Genomic DNA, 15,298 nt, shown 5'->3' with positions numbered 1-15,298 from the left:
AATGAAAATCCAATTAAAATCAACCTAAAAACATGAAACATATTTTTACAAAAATAGTCTTAGTACTTGTGTTAATCATTAATTTACAATCTTATGCACAAGATGATAATGATACCAATAAAAGTAATATTCAAACCTATACACCTTCAAAATTGTTAAATAAAGGACAATGGGATATTAAATTTTTTAACAATCTATATACCGAAACAAAAGGGAAGTTTAATGGCGTAAAGGCAGATAAAGCAAGAGAAACGTATTTTACCTCTACTGTAGATGTTTTTACTGGTGTTTCAGATAACAACAGGTTAAATATTGGTCTATTATTAGAAATAAGATCCAATACAATTGCAGGAAAAAGTGCAACTTCTGTGTTTGGTTTTAGTGACGATATCAACTCGAGAAGCGGACTTTCATCATTTGCACCAGCATTAAAATGGCAACCTATTGAGAATGTTGGTAATTTCTCTATACAAAGTGCTTTTCATATCCCTTTAATTGATAAGGAATCAGATACAAATGGTGTTTTTTTAGACCAAACTGCTTACATGTTTCAAAACAGATTTTTCTATGATTACACCTTACCAAGTGGTAAATGGCAACTCTTTACAGAATTAGCAACAGAGTATAATTTTGGTAATGATACTAGTTTTGCCAACAATACTTTTGTGTTATCTCCAGGACTATTTATGAGTTATTTTCCATCAGACAAATCCACACTTTTGGGGTATGTACAACATTACCAAAGAATGGGAGATTTTACCCAAGATTTTACCACATTAGGCTTTGGAGGAAAGTACCAGTTAACAGAGGTGTTGAACTTAGAAATTTTATATGGAAAGTTTATCCGAGGAAATGACACAGGCTTAGGACAAAGTTTTAACATTGGTTTAAGAGCATTGTTCTAGCAAACAACTATTTTAGGAGTTGATTATGAAAACAAGTCGGCTTCTTTTTGTATTGCTTATTTTTATTCAAATTGCTTGCAATAGTCAGCATCAAAAAATAAACGGAATTAGTTTTGTAGCGTCAAGAGATTCTATCAATACAAAACATATTTCACCAGTATTAAAGGCACAAAGCAATTATGTTGCATTGATGCCTTTTGGTTTTATAAGAGATTTATCTTCACCTAAAATTATTCATAATACACAAAGGCAATGGTTTGGAGAAACCAAAGCAGGTTTATTACAATATGCCAACACTTTTCAAAATAAGAAGGTTAAAATTATGGTAAAACCTCAAATTTGGGTTTGGAGAGGACAGTATACTGGCGCAATAGAAATGAAAACTCAAGAACAATGGAAAGTCCTAGAGAATTCTTATACTTCTTTTATTTTAACTTATGCAAAAGCCGCTCAAGACATTCATGCAGACATTTTGTGTATTGGTACAGAACTAGAAAAATTTGTTGTAAAAAGGCCACAATATTGGCAAGAGTTAATTTCGAAAATTAGAAAAATTTACAAAGGAAAATTAACATACGCTGCAAATTGGGATGAATTTAAACGTGTACCGTTTTGGGGCGATTTAGATTATATAGGTATAGATGCTTATTTTCCGTTGAGTGATAAAAAATCACCAGAGCTAGCAGATTATGAAAAAGGTTGGCAGCCTCATAAAAAAGAAATTGTAAGAATACAACAGCAATATCAAAAGAAAGTGTTGTTTACTGAATATGGGTATAGAAGTGTAGATTTTAACGCAAAAGAGCCTTGGAATTATGATCGGAATTCTGGTAAAGTTAATTTACAAGCCCAGGTAAAAGGGTTACAAGCTATTCATAATCAGTTTTGGAAAGAAGACTGGTTTGTTGGTGGTTTTTTATGGAAATGGTTCTATATGCATGATAAAGTAGGGGGTGAGCACAACAATATGTTTACTCCTCAAAATAAACCCGCAGAAGTAGCTTTACGAAAATTACATCAACAAAATTATAAAAAATAAAACATGATAAAAGTCCTAAGTTTTTACAAAACAAGGAGTTAAATTTGTGAATAAATCAAAACTATTATGAAAAAAATTATTGTACCTATAGATTTTTCAACACACTCAGAATATGCGCTAAAAACAGCTGCTTCATTAGCAAAAAAATACAATGCTAGTATTTATGCATTACACATGTTAGACATCCAAGAAGTAAGTTTAACAGAAAGTGAAGTATATCAACAAGAAAAAGCAGTGTTCTTTTTAAAATTAGCAGAGAAAAAATTTAATAATTTTTTAAATAAACCCTATTTAGAAGATTTAAATGTTGTGCCTATCATTAAACATTACAAGGTGTTTAGCGAGGTAAACGCAGTTGCTAAAGAGGTAGATGCAGATATCATAATCATGGGATCTCAAGGTACTAGTGGTCTTAAAGAATTCTTTGTAGGATCTAATACAGAAAAAGTAGTAAGATATGCAGAAGTACCTGTTTTAGTCATTAAAAACGAAATGCAAAACACCGACTTTAAAGATATTGTGGTGGCTACCGATTTTTCTGAAGAAAGCATACCTGCATTTCAAAAACTCCTCAAAACACTCGATTTTTTAAATGCAAGAAAGCACATTTTATATGTAAATTTACCTAACGAAGACTTTAAAACCACTCCAGAAATGGAAACGATGGCAAACGAATTTTTAATGAAAGTTGAAGGAAATACAGATAGAATGATCAATATGAATTATGTTTGTGACAGATCTGCAGAAAAAGGTATTTTGAGTTTTTCTAACGCAGTGGGTGCAGATTTAATTTCTGTAATTACGCATGGTAGAAAAGGATTATCTCATATTTTTGCAGGTAGTATTGCAGAAGACATTACCAATCATTCTGCTTTACCTATCATGACGTTTAAAATTTAAAAGAGTTAATGACATTCAAAACTATTTTCGCTATAATTTGTAGCCTCGTGCTATTGGGTTCTTGTGCAGAAGACAATGATATTACGGTTCCAAGAAATTTGCAAGATTACATAGATATTACCTCAAATAATGATTTTGGAGAAGTCATTGCTTGTGCCGCAAATGCTGCAGGTAACACTAGTTTAACTTATGTTTTTTACTATCCAGAAATAGGAGCCTCTGACATACGATATTATGAAGCAGATAGTTTAAATGTAGATCCTAATAACTTTACAAATTACAGGAGGAAAAATGTACCTATAGAAGATGTTTTTGGTGGTAAATTACAACGATTTTCAAGAACGGGTGCAACAGAAAGTTGGGGGTTGGTTACTTATATCAAAGAAGGTAAGCTACATAAATCCAATCCTATTCGTTTAAAAAATCAAATAAAACCAACAGGTTGGACAGACCAAGTTTCTATAACATATCCAACAACATTAACGCCTAAATTTACGTGGTCAGATTTTGGGATTACCGATAATGTAATTTATTTTCAAGTAGTTTCTCAGGTAGAAGAAGATGAATTCCTCTCAGGAACTTATACAGAAGAAAAAACATTTCAATATTTTGACCCTTCAAATGTGGTTTTAAATATCAATATACCAGAAACTCCAGAAGATTTGGTTGCAGATACAGAATACCAATTTACAATGATGGCGGTTAGTGAAGACAACTGGGTAAATACGGTAATTGTAGAGTCTTTTATTCCTAAAAATTTACAGGAATATCTTAACGAAAATTCACAGAAAAGTATAGAAACTGCATTGGCTTTTGGGGCAAGTGATGCAACAAATAACAATTTGTCTTATGTGTATTATTACCCTTTAATTGGGGCTACAAATTTAAGATATTATGAAACCGAAAATGCCTCTGTAGATGAAACTAATTTCTCTAATTACAGAAGAAGAAATGCAGCTGATGAAGCCCAGTTTGGAGGAAAATTAAGACGATATTCTAGAGAAAGTGCTACAGAACGATGGGCAATTATTACCTATATTATTGATGATGTATTTTACAAATCTAAACCCGTAAGAATAAAAAATCAGACCAAACCCACAGAATGGAGTACAGATGTTGCTATTGATGATACAGATCTTTTAAAACCCATATTTACATGGACTGATGGAACCATTCAAGAGAATACAGAATACCTGCAAATTTTTGAAGACGCTTCTAGTAATTTTCTATCAGGTACGTTTACTACTGCAAAAACAATTCAGTATGGAAATTTTGACAATCTTGAGAGCATTAACTTAGAAACTCCACCAGAATTGGTTGAGGAAGAGGAATATAAATTCACATTATTTGGCTTAAGTAATGATAATTGGGTAAATTTGATTATCCAAAAGTCATACCTAGTTGAATAATGAAATGTAACATTTTATTTTTTTTACTCTTTTTATCAGGCTCATCTGTTGTTTTTTCGCAAGAAAAAATGGTTGATGAGGTAACCCTAAAAGGCGCTAAAAAAACAAATGCAAGCTTTTTAAAAAAACTCTTATACACTCAAAAAGGAGCAGCCTTAGATTCTATAAAACTACAAAAAGATCTGGTACTGTTAAGAAGGTTACCCGCAGTAAGTTATGCAGATTATCAAGTAATTTATTCTCAAAAAGAGAGTTGCACTGTTTTTATTACGATAGAAGAAAACTTTACATTGATTCCTGAAGTGAATGTTTGGACCACCACAAACAATGTTTTTTCGTATAAATTGGGTTTGTATGAATACAATTTTTTAGGTAAAAATATCACTCTAGGCGGATTTTACCAATACAACGGATTTGATTCCTATGGCATTAACTTTAAAGCACCTCAGTTATTTTCAAAAACCTGGGGGTTAGCAATCAATCATCAAAACTGGAAAAGTGAAGAACCGCTGTATTTTGGAAATCAAACGGCAAATTACCTTTATAACAACATTTCTTTTGAAGTTTTAGGCATACATCAGTTCAACTTAAAAAATCAAATCAATTTTGGAGTGAATTTGTTTAAAGAAAAATATCAATATTTATCTGGAGTTACAGACCCTACAATTCCTCAAAATTTAGACCTTGATAAAGCCTTGTTAAAAGCAGTCTATTCTTATGATGACTTAACCTATTTTTATCAATACACAGAAGGCTTTAAAAGTAATTTGTATGTACAGTATGTGCTCACAGAAAACGATTTTCAAAACGATTTTTTTATTGCTTGGAACGATTTTTTCTACTACAAACGTATTCACAATAAAGGCAATTGGGCAAACAGAGTCCGTTTTGGTTTGTCTTCTAATCAAGAAACACCCTTTGCACCCTTTGCCTTGGATAACAATGTAAATTTACGTGGTGTAGGTATTTTAGTAGATAGAGGTACAGGAAGTTTTGTGTGGAATACAGAATACAGACACACCATTTATGATAAAAAATGGCTGGCCATACAAACCAATGTATTTACAGATTTAGGTGCTTGGAGAAACCCTGGAGGTGCCTTAAGTGATTTTTTTCAGAACAAAAATTTAAAAATTTATTCTGGGGTTGGATTGCGTTTTATCACAAAAAAAATATACAATGCCACCTTTAGAGTTGATTATGGATTGAGTGTTCTAAATCGTAAGAATGGTTCTAAAGGCGGACTTGTTTTTGGGATTGGACAATATTTTTAAGAAACGACTTCACTTTTTTAGAATTAACACTTAGTTTTGCAAAAACAAAACGAATGAGAACTTTTGCTATTGGAGATATTCATGGAGGATTAAAAGCTTTACTCCAAGTCTTAAATCAATTAGAAATTCAAGAAGAAGACCAACTTATTTTTATGGGCGATTATGTAGACGGTTGGAGTGAGTCTGCACAAGTTGTTCAATTTTTATTAGAGTTGTCTCAAAAATTCAATTGTATCTTTATCAAAGGGAATCATGATGTTTGGTGTCAGAATTGGTTAAAAGATAATAATGATGTAAATCCGTCTTGGTATCAACATGGTGGTAAAGAAACTATGGAAAGCTATGCAAGTTTTTCAGAACAAGAGAAAAAAGAACATCTTCTATTCTTCGAAAATATGCCCATGTATCATTTAGATGATGAAAATAGATTGTTTTTGCATGCTGGTTTTACTTCCATGCATGGCGTAGAAAAAGAAACATTTACCCATAAGTTTTGCACGGATAGAACCTTGTGGGAAATGGCTTTGGCAATGGACAGAAAAATTGATTTAGACCATGCCTTATATCCAAAAAGGTTGAGGCATTATAAAGAAATCTACATTGGCCATACACCCACCACTAATTATGGCGAATCAACGCCCATGAATGCGATTAATGTTTGGAATATTGATACTGGTGCTGCTTTTAAAGGCAAAGTAACTGGTATGAATATCGATACCAAAGCGTTTTTTCAAAGTGATGATTTGCCTTCTTTATATCCGAATGAAAAAGGACGGAATAAGTAGGTTGGTTTTTGGTTAATGGTTGATGGTTGTTGGTTGTTGGTTGTTGGTTGTTGGTTTTTGGTTGTTGGTTTTTGGTTGATGGTTGATGGTGAAGTCTGTCATTGCGAGGAGGAACGTAGTGGCAATCTCCTGGAATCAATAATTGAGCTCAGTTCTTGATACAATTTTTTTATGCTTCAAAGATTACTTGAACTAACAAGGAAGAGTTGAAAATAAGGGGGTAGAAAAGAAAAAAGAGAGATGAGACACTTCGCAATTAGACCTATTTTATATTCGTCAAAATTCAATTTTTATGTAATGGCAAGTGTCCAAAGAGTTTACGGTCTGGACACGATAATGGAATAAAAAGTAGAATTTAAGAATAATAAAATACGTCTAGATTTTTTTGTTTCTTTTGATCAATGGAAAAAAAAATGTAAAAAAGAAAAAATTTACTTCTTACTCAAAGGATACAATTCTTGCTGTATAAACCCCTTAGGAAAATCACGATCACCCTCAAAACCCAATTCAATATCTCTCCCAGAATACGGTATGTAATTGGTTTTAAAAATATAGTCCCAAATACTCAACGTCAAACCAAAATTAACACCAAACTTTCTATCCTCAGGCAATGCTTTGGCATGATGCCAAATGTGCATTTTTGGGTTGTTAAACACATATTTTAACACACCATAATCCCAGTTGATATTGGCATGATTTAAGTGCCCTATAGCAATATTAAAAAAATGCACAAAGACAACATCTTGTGCAGAAAAACCACCAATAATAGCCAATGGAATGTATCGTAAAGAGTTATATACTACAGGCTCCATCCAATGATAGCGCAAATGTGCAGCAAATCCCATTTGTTTTACAGAGTGATGCACTTTATGAAAGTTCCAAAGAAATTCAGATCTATGTAACAATCGGTGTGTCCACCATTGCACAAAATCAACCACAATAAAAAAGATAAAGATCCTAGCAGGAAAAGAAAGTGTATTGATTTCTAACAACTGAAAACTAGAAATAGATACCCCAACAAATGCTAACATATCATTAAAAAATGCAGCAGCTGTGTTAGAAAGTGCTGTAAGCACAATTAAATTTAGTAAAAAGAAATTGAAGAACATATAAAACGTATCTAACCAAAAATCTTTTCGAAATAACGATTGGTTTTTACGCCACGGAAAAAGTGCTTCCAAACCCCAAACTACCAAAGAAATCATGATTAATACATAGAAATAATTCTCCCAATTCAACTCCATCAAAACAGACTGTTTGATGTAGTTCCAATAATCAGCATACGAGCTTTTTATGATGTCTATGTATTTATTCATGTTACTACAAAAATACGAAGTTTTTTTCTTTAAAAAGCAATATTAGTAGCATACACAAAGTATGCGTTTTATGGTTTTAAAAGATATTTTAGAATTTTTACTGATGACTTTTGAATTTCTTTAAAAAATATATAAAAATATGTTAATCAGTGTTTTATGATGATTTTTATGCTTTTAAAACATGTTTTTCTGTTGATAAGTCTGTATAACTATTAGTGAATTAAAAAAAGGATTCTTCTTATCTTTACCACAACAAAAAAGCCTTAAAGATGTTGCTTTAAGACTTTTTGTAAAATCGGTAACACTGTAAGTGTTTCGTAATTTCGTTTTCGTACTTCAAAATTACAATACTTCTTACAGCTTACCAAAAATATTTTGTTAATATTTAATTGCAAGCCAACATCTTGCAGCTGGTAAACACATGGCGTAACTTTTTTGCAAACACTCTTATACAACTTATAGGGCTGTATAATTTATACTTAAAATTCGTAAAGTATAAGACAATAATTTGTTGAGTTTTCTAAAAACGAAGAGGTGTCGTAAAACAGCCTCTTAAAAGAAGTGTTGTAATTTTTTTAATTAAATACATATAAAAATGGCAATAAAATTTAGACCATTAGAGAGGGTAAATCCTCAAGATATTACTGCACCAAAAAAATATTATGCTGCAGTAAAAACAAACGGAAGTGTAGATTTTGAAACCCTTGCAGAACAGATTTCTGATCAATGTACGGTTACAGAAACCGATTGTTTGGCAGTACTAAACGTACTGGAACAAAACATTGTAAGAGAGTTGGGGCAAGGGCGCATTGTGCGTTTGGGCAAACTAGGTAATTTTCAAGTAAGTTTAAGTTCAGAAGGAGTAACTACAGAGGCAGAAGTATCTGCAGCTAACATTACCAATTCTAGAATTATTTTTAGACCTGCCAAGAAGTTACGCAATTTGCTAAAGAATCTTACTTTTCAAAAAGCAAGTTAGTCGTAAAAACTTGTAGCTTACAAAATCCCAATAACTTCGGTTATTGGGATTTTTTTTGCCCAAAAACAAGGCTTATTGCATCCGCATTGAAATTTTATTGCCTCCTGATGCAATGATTATCGGATGCTGATGGAGTGAAAGTTGGGTTAAGAGACGTATTTCTTGATGTATAATTCTGTTATAACATTAAATTATACTTTTCACTTGGTGGAAAAAGTAATTCAATTCCTTTTGGTTTGATTTTAAACAATGGACCTTTTTCGACCACTTTCCCTTTTGAGTTTCGCTTAATTAAATGGTCAAGCGTTATAATTCCTTGTTCAATTAGTAAATCAAATTGAGATGTAATTGGTTTTTTTGTATGCTCAACTAATTTATATTGAAAATGTTCTCGGTCATTTATTCTGGTACTTTCAGCTTCTACCCAAAACGTTTCTTTATGTTTAGATTTTAGTCGATTGTGAAGTTTGTCTAACGTCCAAACCACAAAATCGCCAACTTCTGGTTTATCAGAGTTTTCAATCAATTGTTTAATGTCACTATCGATTCTTAAATTCAAGCCTTGCGAGTTTCTCGTAATTGCCGAAACTGTGCAATACAGCTTAAAATCCTCTTCTCGTTCATAGCCGAAGTTATCAAGAATTTCTGCCGAACTTTTAAATTTACTCAATTTCCAATCTGGAACTTGTGCAAATAGATTTTTTCGATTTGTTCTGCTGTTTCTAAACGATTTAAGCTCAATTCCTTTATAATCTGGTTGTTTAGAAGAATTAATGTCAATTCCAAGAGCTGTTTCAAGTGTTCGTCCTACAGAAGTGTCAGCATCAACCATAGAAGGAATTGGGCCAGCATTGGCAATTTTTCTTAACATTGCTAAAAGCTCAAAAGCTACTTCATTTTCGGTTGTGTTAATTGCGTTAATTAACTCTTGAAATGGATTCAGAATTGAAGAATTAATCAATTCTCTGATATCTAATTTTGTTAAGTTAAAAACTTGAAATCGGTTATCAAAGTAAGTTATTCCAATAATATCGTTTGGCTCAGCAACCTTTGTTAGGCTATAAAACCAAATCCTTGGGTCGCCCTTTTTGGTTGAAGGACGATATAAAGATGCTTTAGATTCTACAGTCTTAAAACCAGTATGAATAATTGCTGGAATCATTACTTTACTCTCCGTTCCTTGACTTTGTAATTCGTAATCGTGGATATTTTCACTTTTTAAATAGTTACGAACAGAACCTGTCGCATCCATTATAGATTTTTTTAATCCTGTTTCGGTTGGTTCAATTAAAGTAAGAGAAACTTGGTTTTTAGTCAGTAATTTTATCTTTTCTTGTTCTGCGGTTGTAAGTTTTCTCACTTGATATGTTTTAAAATTTCACTTGCTACTGCTCTTGCTAATAATGGTGGAACAGCATTACCCACTAAAGTGTATTGTGGCACTTCTGTCTTTCTATTATTTCCACCTGTTGAGCGTTTACCTTGGAATACAAAAGAGTCGTCAAAGGATTGTAAACGTGCCATTTCTCTAACAGTTAAAGACCTTGGTGAATTATAGTGAATATAATCGTCCGCAATAGTCATTATGGTAGAGCTTTGTTCGTCTGGTTTTAAAACATTGTAATTTCTCTTATTTGTAGAAAGATTTAACTTTTCAAGTTCAGGTTGTGCTTTTCTGTAGTTTCCATTTTTTAAAATGACACCAAGTCTTTCAATAACGGTTTCGTTTTGGTTACTTGTTTTGTGATTGTTTAGTATGTCAAAATACTTTTCTCCATTTTCAAGTGCTTCGCTATTTCTAACATAAAACGGCTTAGTTTGTGGTTTGAAACGTTCAATCAATCGACCTTTTTTTGACCACTCTGCAAATGATTTTCCGCCTTTTGAAATTGGCTTGCCATCAATTCTACGTTTCTTTAAAAGTTTAGACATTTTTTTGGCTGTTCCATTGTATTGAGCTGAAATGTCAACCAATTCGTAACGGTGAGCTTCTTGATTATTACCTATGAAATCTAAGTCATACAAAGCTTCAAAAATGGTGACTTTTTCTTCTTCTGAAACTGTTGCTGGAATTTCAGAAATATACTTTTGGTCTTTGCGACAACCTATAAAAAGTACTCTTTCTCTATTTTGTGGAACACCATAATTTGATGCGTTAGCAACAAATGGCTGTTCTATTTTATAAAGCCTAATGTTTTCAAGAATCGTTTCTAACTCTTTATTTTGTTTTGTATTACAATGCGATTTTAATATTTCAATGGATTCATCAAAAGACGTTGTGTAGATTTTTAAAGATGTAATAATGTCTTCGCAATCTTTTTTATAAGTACTTGGTACTTTTAGAATTTTGAAAGCGTCTTCAATTTTTGAAATCACATTTTCAGAACTGATTTCCGTAAGGAAATCTGTGAAAGCATTTGCGAAATTGTCGCTGTCAATATTGCAAAAATCTTTTTCCTTTATAATATCACGTTTTAGCTTCTCCCATTCTTTTGTTCTAGCCAAAAGGTTAAAACCGTGGCGAATTGTATTTATATTTTCGTCAGTTTTACTCGTTTTGTAATCAGCAATTTTTGGCGTTAATTTTCTAAATCTATTTTCTACAAAAGTGATGAAATCAGCTTTTCCAGTTTTTTTATTTTTTTCAAGTAGTTTTTCTAATTCTACTCGTTTTATAATACTGTCAAAAAGAAAGGAATTAGATTCTTTTCGTATTTTTTTAATGAATGAGATTAGTAATGGAATTTCTTTTATGTCAACAATAGAGTTAATCTCTTTGATGATTAGTTCTTTTATTTTGCCTTTTTCTTTTGTCAAAATTCCCTTGACATTTTCCATAACGAAGTATTTTGGTTGTAAAACCTTTATTACTTCTAGATAATGAGAGAATAAATCATCTTTTTTATCAAACTTTTTTCTTTTTCCTGCAAGACTGAAACTTTGACAAGGTGGTCCACCACAGACAACATCAATTTGACGGCCGTCAATTTTTTCTAATAAATTGTCTAAAAAATCTGGTTCTGTTATGTCTTGTTTAAGAAATTCTGCGTCTAAACCTAATTGGTGATTGTAACGAACAACGTGAGTTAATTCGCAATTTTCATTAATATCGTTCGCAACAACGAAATCAAAGAATTTATTGTTATGCTCAGCTTGTAAAAATCCCTCACTAAAACCTCCAGCTCCAGCAAATAAATCCACAAAAGTGAAGGGTTTTCCATAAAGAGCGACCTGTTCTTTTACAATATTTACATTACTATTCTCTTTATAGTTCTCGATGTGTTCGTTCAAAACGCTTTTGACTTCATCCTGAACAAAGGTTTTTTTGTTAGAATGGTGTAAAAGTTCATCCGCTCGTTCCCTTAGAAAATCCAAATAATGGTTGATTTCGTGAGATTCTACATTTAATCCAATTGCTTTCTGTTTGGATTTGTTGAAGTTTTTCGGTTCTATTTTCTGTCCCGTAGAAACCTTAACTTGACTTCCGTTACAGTTTATTCGTAGATGAATTGGTGCAAACCCTTTTTTGTCTGGTTTGTCTAAATAAAAATTAATTGTTGCCATAATTATTCGCGGACGTTTTTACGTACACGGACAAATTTACGGACATTTTTTTAAATTCCAATTTAATTCCAATTTAATTCTGATTTTTTCATCGGATTAAGAGTTTGATTGTACATTTGGTTTTTCAGAACTTGTGTACAACAAGTTTTATCTATAAAAAAATATTTGAAATTAGAGTTTCTTATGTTCTAAAAGTAGAAGTGTTCTAATCTCTTTAAGAACTATAATAAACACCCACTGTATTCATAAAAGAACCATCTTTTCTATTCAACTCTAAAGATTTTCCATAAAAGTCTGTAGCTTCTAACCCCAGTTCATTAAACATACAAGCAGTGGCAGCATAATCCCAAATAGAACCACCACCTTTTTCTTTTTTAGGAAGTTTTAAAAAGAGGGCAGGTGCATGTTCTGCTACCAAAATGGCATTTAACACAGCGCCAGCGCCAGCCATTTCTTTGTATGCTGAGAAGCCCAAAGTATTGGTTTTAGCCTTTAAAATACCTTGAATTTTAGATTGCTTTGGGGTGTCTGCTAATTTTTTGTCAGTTACATAGGTCAAGTAATTGTTGTTAGCGGTTATTTTCCAAGGTTGTCCGTTTTTAAAAGCACCTTTGCCTTTTGTAGCCGAATATAAATTGCTTGTACTTGGGTCGTAAACCACACCAATATGTGGAGTGCCATCTTTGGCAACCAAAGCAATAGCCACCGAAAAACCTGGTATTTTATTGATAAATGCCAAGGTGCCATCCATGGGGTCTATACACCAGAAATAGTCTTTTTTAAATCGGCTTCCATCATCTTGAGTTTCTTCAGATAATAGCGCAATGTCAAATTTTGTACAAGTGGGTTTTAGGTGTTTAAGAATAATGTCTTCGCAAGCAAGATCTACTTTGGTAACCACTTGAGATGCATAAGTATTGCCTCCTTCTTTTTGTTGTACAATGACATCATCATTCTTGTATTTTCGAATGATTTCTCCAGCAGCTAAAGCCGCTTTTATGGCAATGGAAGTAAGGTGTTGTATATCCATTTTATAGATTGTGAATCACTCGTTGGGTAATGCGTTCGCTATAAGAATTGATTTTCCAATGTCCAGGACTCCATCCTTTTAAAAATCGATGAAAATCTGCCCAAGCCACAGGGTATAATGCTCGCCATTCGTTTTCTAAAGGGTTGTTTTTACTGCCTAATGCGTTTTGCAAATAGTTGAAATAGGTATCTAATATTTTGTTTTCTAAGCGTTCACATTCATCCTCATTCAAACAACTCCCTACAAAATACGCAACATCTTTCATTCCACAACCACCACCCACATACTGAAAATCGACTCCAGCTACTTGTCCATCTTCAGAAAAACAGAAATTGGCTAATTTTGCATCTCCGTGCACAAAGGTTTTGTATGTGCAATTGTTTAATGTAGCATCAATATCAGCAGCAGCCTTTTTTAAAGCCAGATCTTCTAAAGCTTCCAATTCTTGCGGACGGGTTGCCAAATGCCAATACGTTCCTATTTTCCAGAGTCCATTTGGATCTTGCCCCAAATAACTGGCATGAAAATTTGCCAACCATTCTAGACATGCTTCAATTTCTTGCCAATTGACATCTTGTTTTCGCAACGAAAAACCAGCTGTGTCTAAATCTTCTAAAATAATGAGCACTTCATCGTCTTTTTGCGTTACTCCATAGCATTTTGGCAAACGAGCTAAACATTTACTACTATAATTTTGATACCAAAAAGTCTCTACTTGATACGATTTTAATTTTCTTTGATGCCCAATATCACTATTCCAACCTCTGGGATGATTCTTTTGTTTGGGTAGTTCTACATTCTTGATAACTACACTACCAATTGCTGAACCCTCTAAAGTAATTCTTCTAATTTTTCCATAGCCACTCCACAAATTTTGAATCACTTCTTTTTCTTGAAGTGATGAGGCTTTTGTTTTTTCTAGGATAAAGGATTTGAAATGACTATTCATGTATAGTTTTGATACAATTTAGATTCTTCAGGTTTTGAAAACCTGAAAGGTCTGTTTCTAATTTATGCTAAAAATACTATTTTTAAGTAGATTTATTAGGCTTGAAAATTGTAACAGTTTTATAAAAAGCGTTCAAAAGAGATTGGATTGCTTTTTCTTACATAGACTTGGCACCTATTTTTGTAGGATGATGTTTTTGAAATGGTTGTTCATTTAATGTAATCTAGACCCTTCAGGTTTTCAAAACCTGAAGAGTCTTGTATAGCTTTATAATTTTTCGATAACTCCCTTAAACAACGTAATCATTTTAGGTTCTGCTTCACCAGCAATAGCTATGATTTCTGCAATATCTACAGGTTGTAAATTTTTAGGATCACATTCATCAGTTAACACAGAAATTGCGGCACAAGGCAAATTGAGTTGTTTGGCAACAATAACTTCTGGTACAGTACTCATGCCAACAGCATCTGTTTCTAAAATTTGTAGCATTCTGTATTCTGCTCTGGTTTCTAATTGCGGACCTAATACACTGGCATAAACTCCTGAATGTAACTGAATATTGTTTTGTTTTGCTACCTCAAGCATTTTTGAATTGATCTTCTCAGAATAAGGCGCTAACATATCTGCAAAAATATTTCCAAAAGCTTTGGCTTCTTTAAAGGCTAATGGAGATTGGCCTTGCAAATTAATATGGTCTTCGATCAACATGATATCGCCTTTTGTATAGTTGAGGTTGATGGCGCCAGCAGCGTTAGAAATGAGTAGATTCTTAATACCTAAACCATGTAGGGTTCTAATTCCGTATGTCACTTCCCATGGAGAATAGCCTTCGTATAAATGAAAACGACCCGACATTACCACTACTTTTTTACCTGATAATTGTCCGTAAATCAACTTACCTGAATGAAACTCTACTGTAGCCTCTGGGAAATGTGGAATTTCTGAATATGCAATTTCCTTTTCAATAGCTATTTCATCGACTAATTTCCCCAAACCTGTACCTAAGACAATGCCTATTTCTGGGTTTGTAATTCCGTTTGTTTTTAAAAATTGAGTGGTTTCTTGCAGTTGTTGTTTTTTGCTCATATTTTCTGATATCATTATAATATTGGAACGACTGAAGTAATCTCTTTAATAAAGATAAAGAT

At 32.7% G+C, this 15,298-nt stretch carries 13 protein-coding genes; 7 read left to right on the top strand and 6 right to left on the bottom strand.

What is annotated here, in order from left to right; translation table 11 throughout:
• Nucleotides 1–32 precede the first annotated feature (32 nt).
• The 6 genes from FP421_RS07080 (at nucleotide 33) to FP421_RS07055 (ending at nucleotide 6,312) form a co-directional block, all read left to right on the top strand.
• The gene (locus tag FP421_RS07080) at nucleotides 33–905 is read left to right on the top strand and encodes a hypothetical protein (RefSeq protein WP_159949047.1); all 873 of its coding nucleotides are present in this window, start codon (nucleotides 33–35) and stop codon (nucleotides 903–905) included.
• A gap of 25 nt (nucleotides 906–930) precedes the next feature.
• Complete coding sequence (locus tag FP421_RS07075; protein WP_159949045.1) at nucleotides 931–1,944, top strand: glycoside hydrolase family 113; 1,014 nt, start codon at nucleotides 931–933, stop codon at nucleotides 1,942–1,944.
• Nucleotides 1,945–2,010: 66 nt separating this feature from the next.
• Nucleotides 2,011–2,844, top strand: coding sequence for a universal stress protein (locus FP421_RS07070; protein WP_159949043.1), 834 nt, complete (start codon nucleotides 2,011–2,013; stop codon nucleotides 2,842–2,844).
• An 8-nt stretch (nucleotides 2,845–2,852) separates the two neighbouring features.
• Nucleotides 2,853–4,253, top strand: coding sequence for a hypothetical protein (locus tag FP421_RS07065; RefSeq protein ID WP_159949041.1), 1,401 nt, complete (start codon nucleotides 2,853–2,855; stop codon nucleotides 4,251–4,253).
• The gene (locus FP421_RS07060; RefSeq protein ID WP_159949039.1) at nucleotides 4,253–5,527 is read left to right on the top strand and encodes a BamA/TamA family outer membrane protein; all 1,275 of its coding nucleotides are present in this window, start codon (nucleotides 4,253–4,255) and stop codon (nucleotides 5,525–5,527) included. The genes FP421_RS07065 and FP421_RS07060 overlap by 1 nt, the downstream gene beginning before the upstream one ends.
• Nucleotides 5,528–5,580: 53 nt before the next feature.
• Entirely contained in the window at nucleotides 5,581–6,312 is a 732-nt protein-coding gene (locus FP421_RS07055) for a metallophosphoesterase family protein (protein WP_159949037.1), read from the top strand.
• A 431-nt stretch (nucleotides 6,313–6,743) separates the two neighbouring features.
• On the opposite strand, the gene FP421_RS07050 is transcribed toward FP421_RS07055, so the two are convergent.
• Nucleotides 6,744–7,628 carry a sterol desaturase family protein gene (locus tag FP421_RS07050; RefSeq protein WP_159949035.1) on the bottom strand — a complete coding sequence of 295 codons (885 nt, stop codon included), beginning with the start codon at nucleotides 7,626–7,628 and terminating at the stop codon, nucleotides 6,744–6,746.
• A gap of 595 nt (nucleotides 7,629–8,223) precedes the next feature.
• Between FP421_RS07050 and FP421_RS07045 the strand changes: the two genes are divergently transcribed.
• Nucleotides 8,224–8,607 carry an HU family DNA-binding protein gene (locus FP421_RS07045; RefSeq protein WP_159949033.1) on the top strand — a complete coding sequence of 128 codons (384 nt, stop codon included), beginning with the start codon at nucleotides 8,224–8,226 and terminating at the stop codon, nucleotides 8,605–8,607.
• A gap of 178 nt (nucleotides 8,608–8,785) precedes the next feature.
• On the opposite strand, the gene FP421_RS07040 is transcribed toward FP421_RS07045, so the two are convergent.
• The 5 genes from FP421_RS07040 to FP421_RS07020 all read right to left on the bottom strand — a co-directional run bounded on the left by FP421_RS07040 (nucleotide 8,786) and on the right by FP421_RS07020 (nucleotide 15,236).
• Nucleotides 8,786–9,967 carry an MvaI/BcnI restriction endonuclease family protein gene (locus FP421_RS07040; RefSeq protein ID WP_159949031.1) on the bottom strand — a complete coding sequence of 394 codons (1,182 nt, stop codon included), beginning with the start codon at nucleotides 9,965–9,967 and terminating at the stop codon, nucleotides 8,786–8,788.
• On the bottom strand, nucleotides 9,964–12,171 hold the full coding sequence (gene dcm / locus FP421_RS07035) for a DNA (cytosine-5-)-methyltransferase (protein WP_159949029.1): 2,208 nt from the start codon (nucleotides 12,169–12,171) through the stop codon (nucleotides 9,964–9,966). The genes FP421_RS07040 and dcm overlap by 4 nt, the downstream gene beginning before the upstream one ends.
• 214 nt (nucleotides 12,172–12,385) lie before the next feature.
• Nucleotides 12,386–13,201: a 3'(2'),5'-bisphosphate nucleotidase CysQ family protein gene (locus FP421_RS07030; RefSeq protein WP_159949027.1), complete on the bottom strand. Its 816-nt coding sequence runs from the start codon at nucleotides 13,199–13,201 to the stop codon at nucleotides 12,386–12,388.
• Between the two features lies 1 nt (nucleotide 13,202).
• A complete protein-coding gene (locus tag FP421_RS07025; protein WP_159949025.1) occupies nucleotides 13,203–14,150 on the bottom strand; it encodes an oxidoreductase family protein in 948 nt (315 codons plus the stop codon).
• 267 nt (nucleotides 14,151–14,417) lie between these two features.
• Entirely contained in the window at nucleotides 14,418–15,236 is an 819-nt protein-coding gene (locus FP421_RS07020) for a purine-nucleoside phosphorylase (protein WP_159949023.1), read from the bottom strand.
• Between the last annotated feature and the right edge of the window lie 62 nt (nucleotides 15,237–15,298).

It is taken from the genome of Polaribacter septentrionalilitoris (genome assembly GCF_009832745.1).
Lineage (GTDB): Bacteria > Bacteroidota > Bacteroidia > Flavobacteriales > Flavobacteriaceae > Polaribacter > Polaribacter septentrionalilitoris.
The sequence above is the reverse complement of the archived record's forward strand: the minus strand, read 5'-3'. Positions and strand labels throughout refer to the sequence as shown.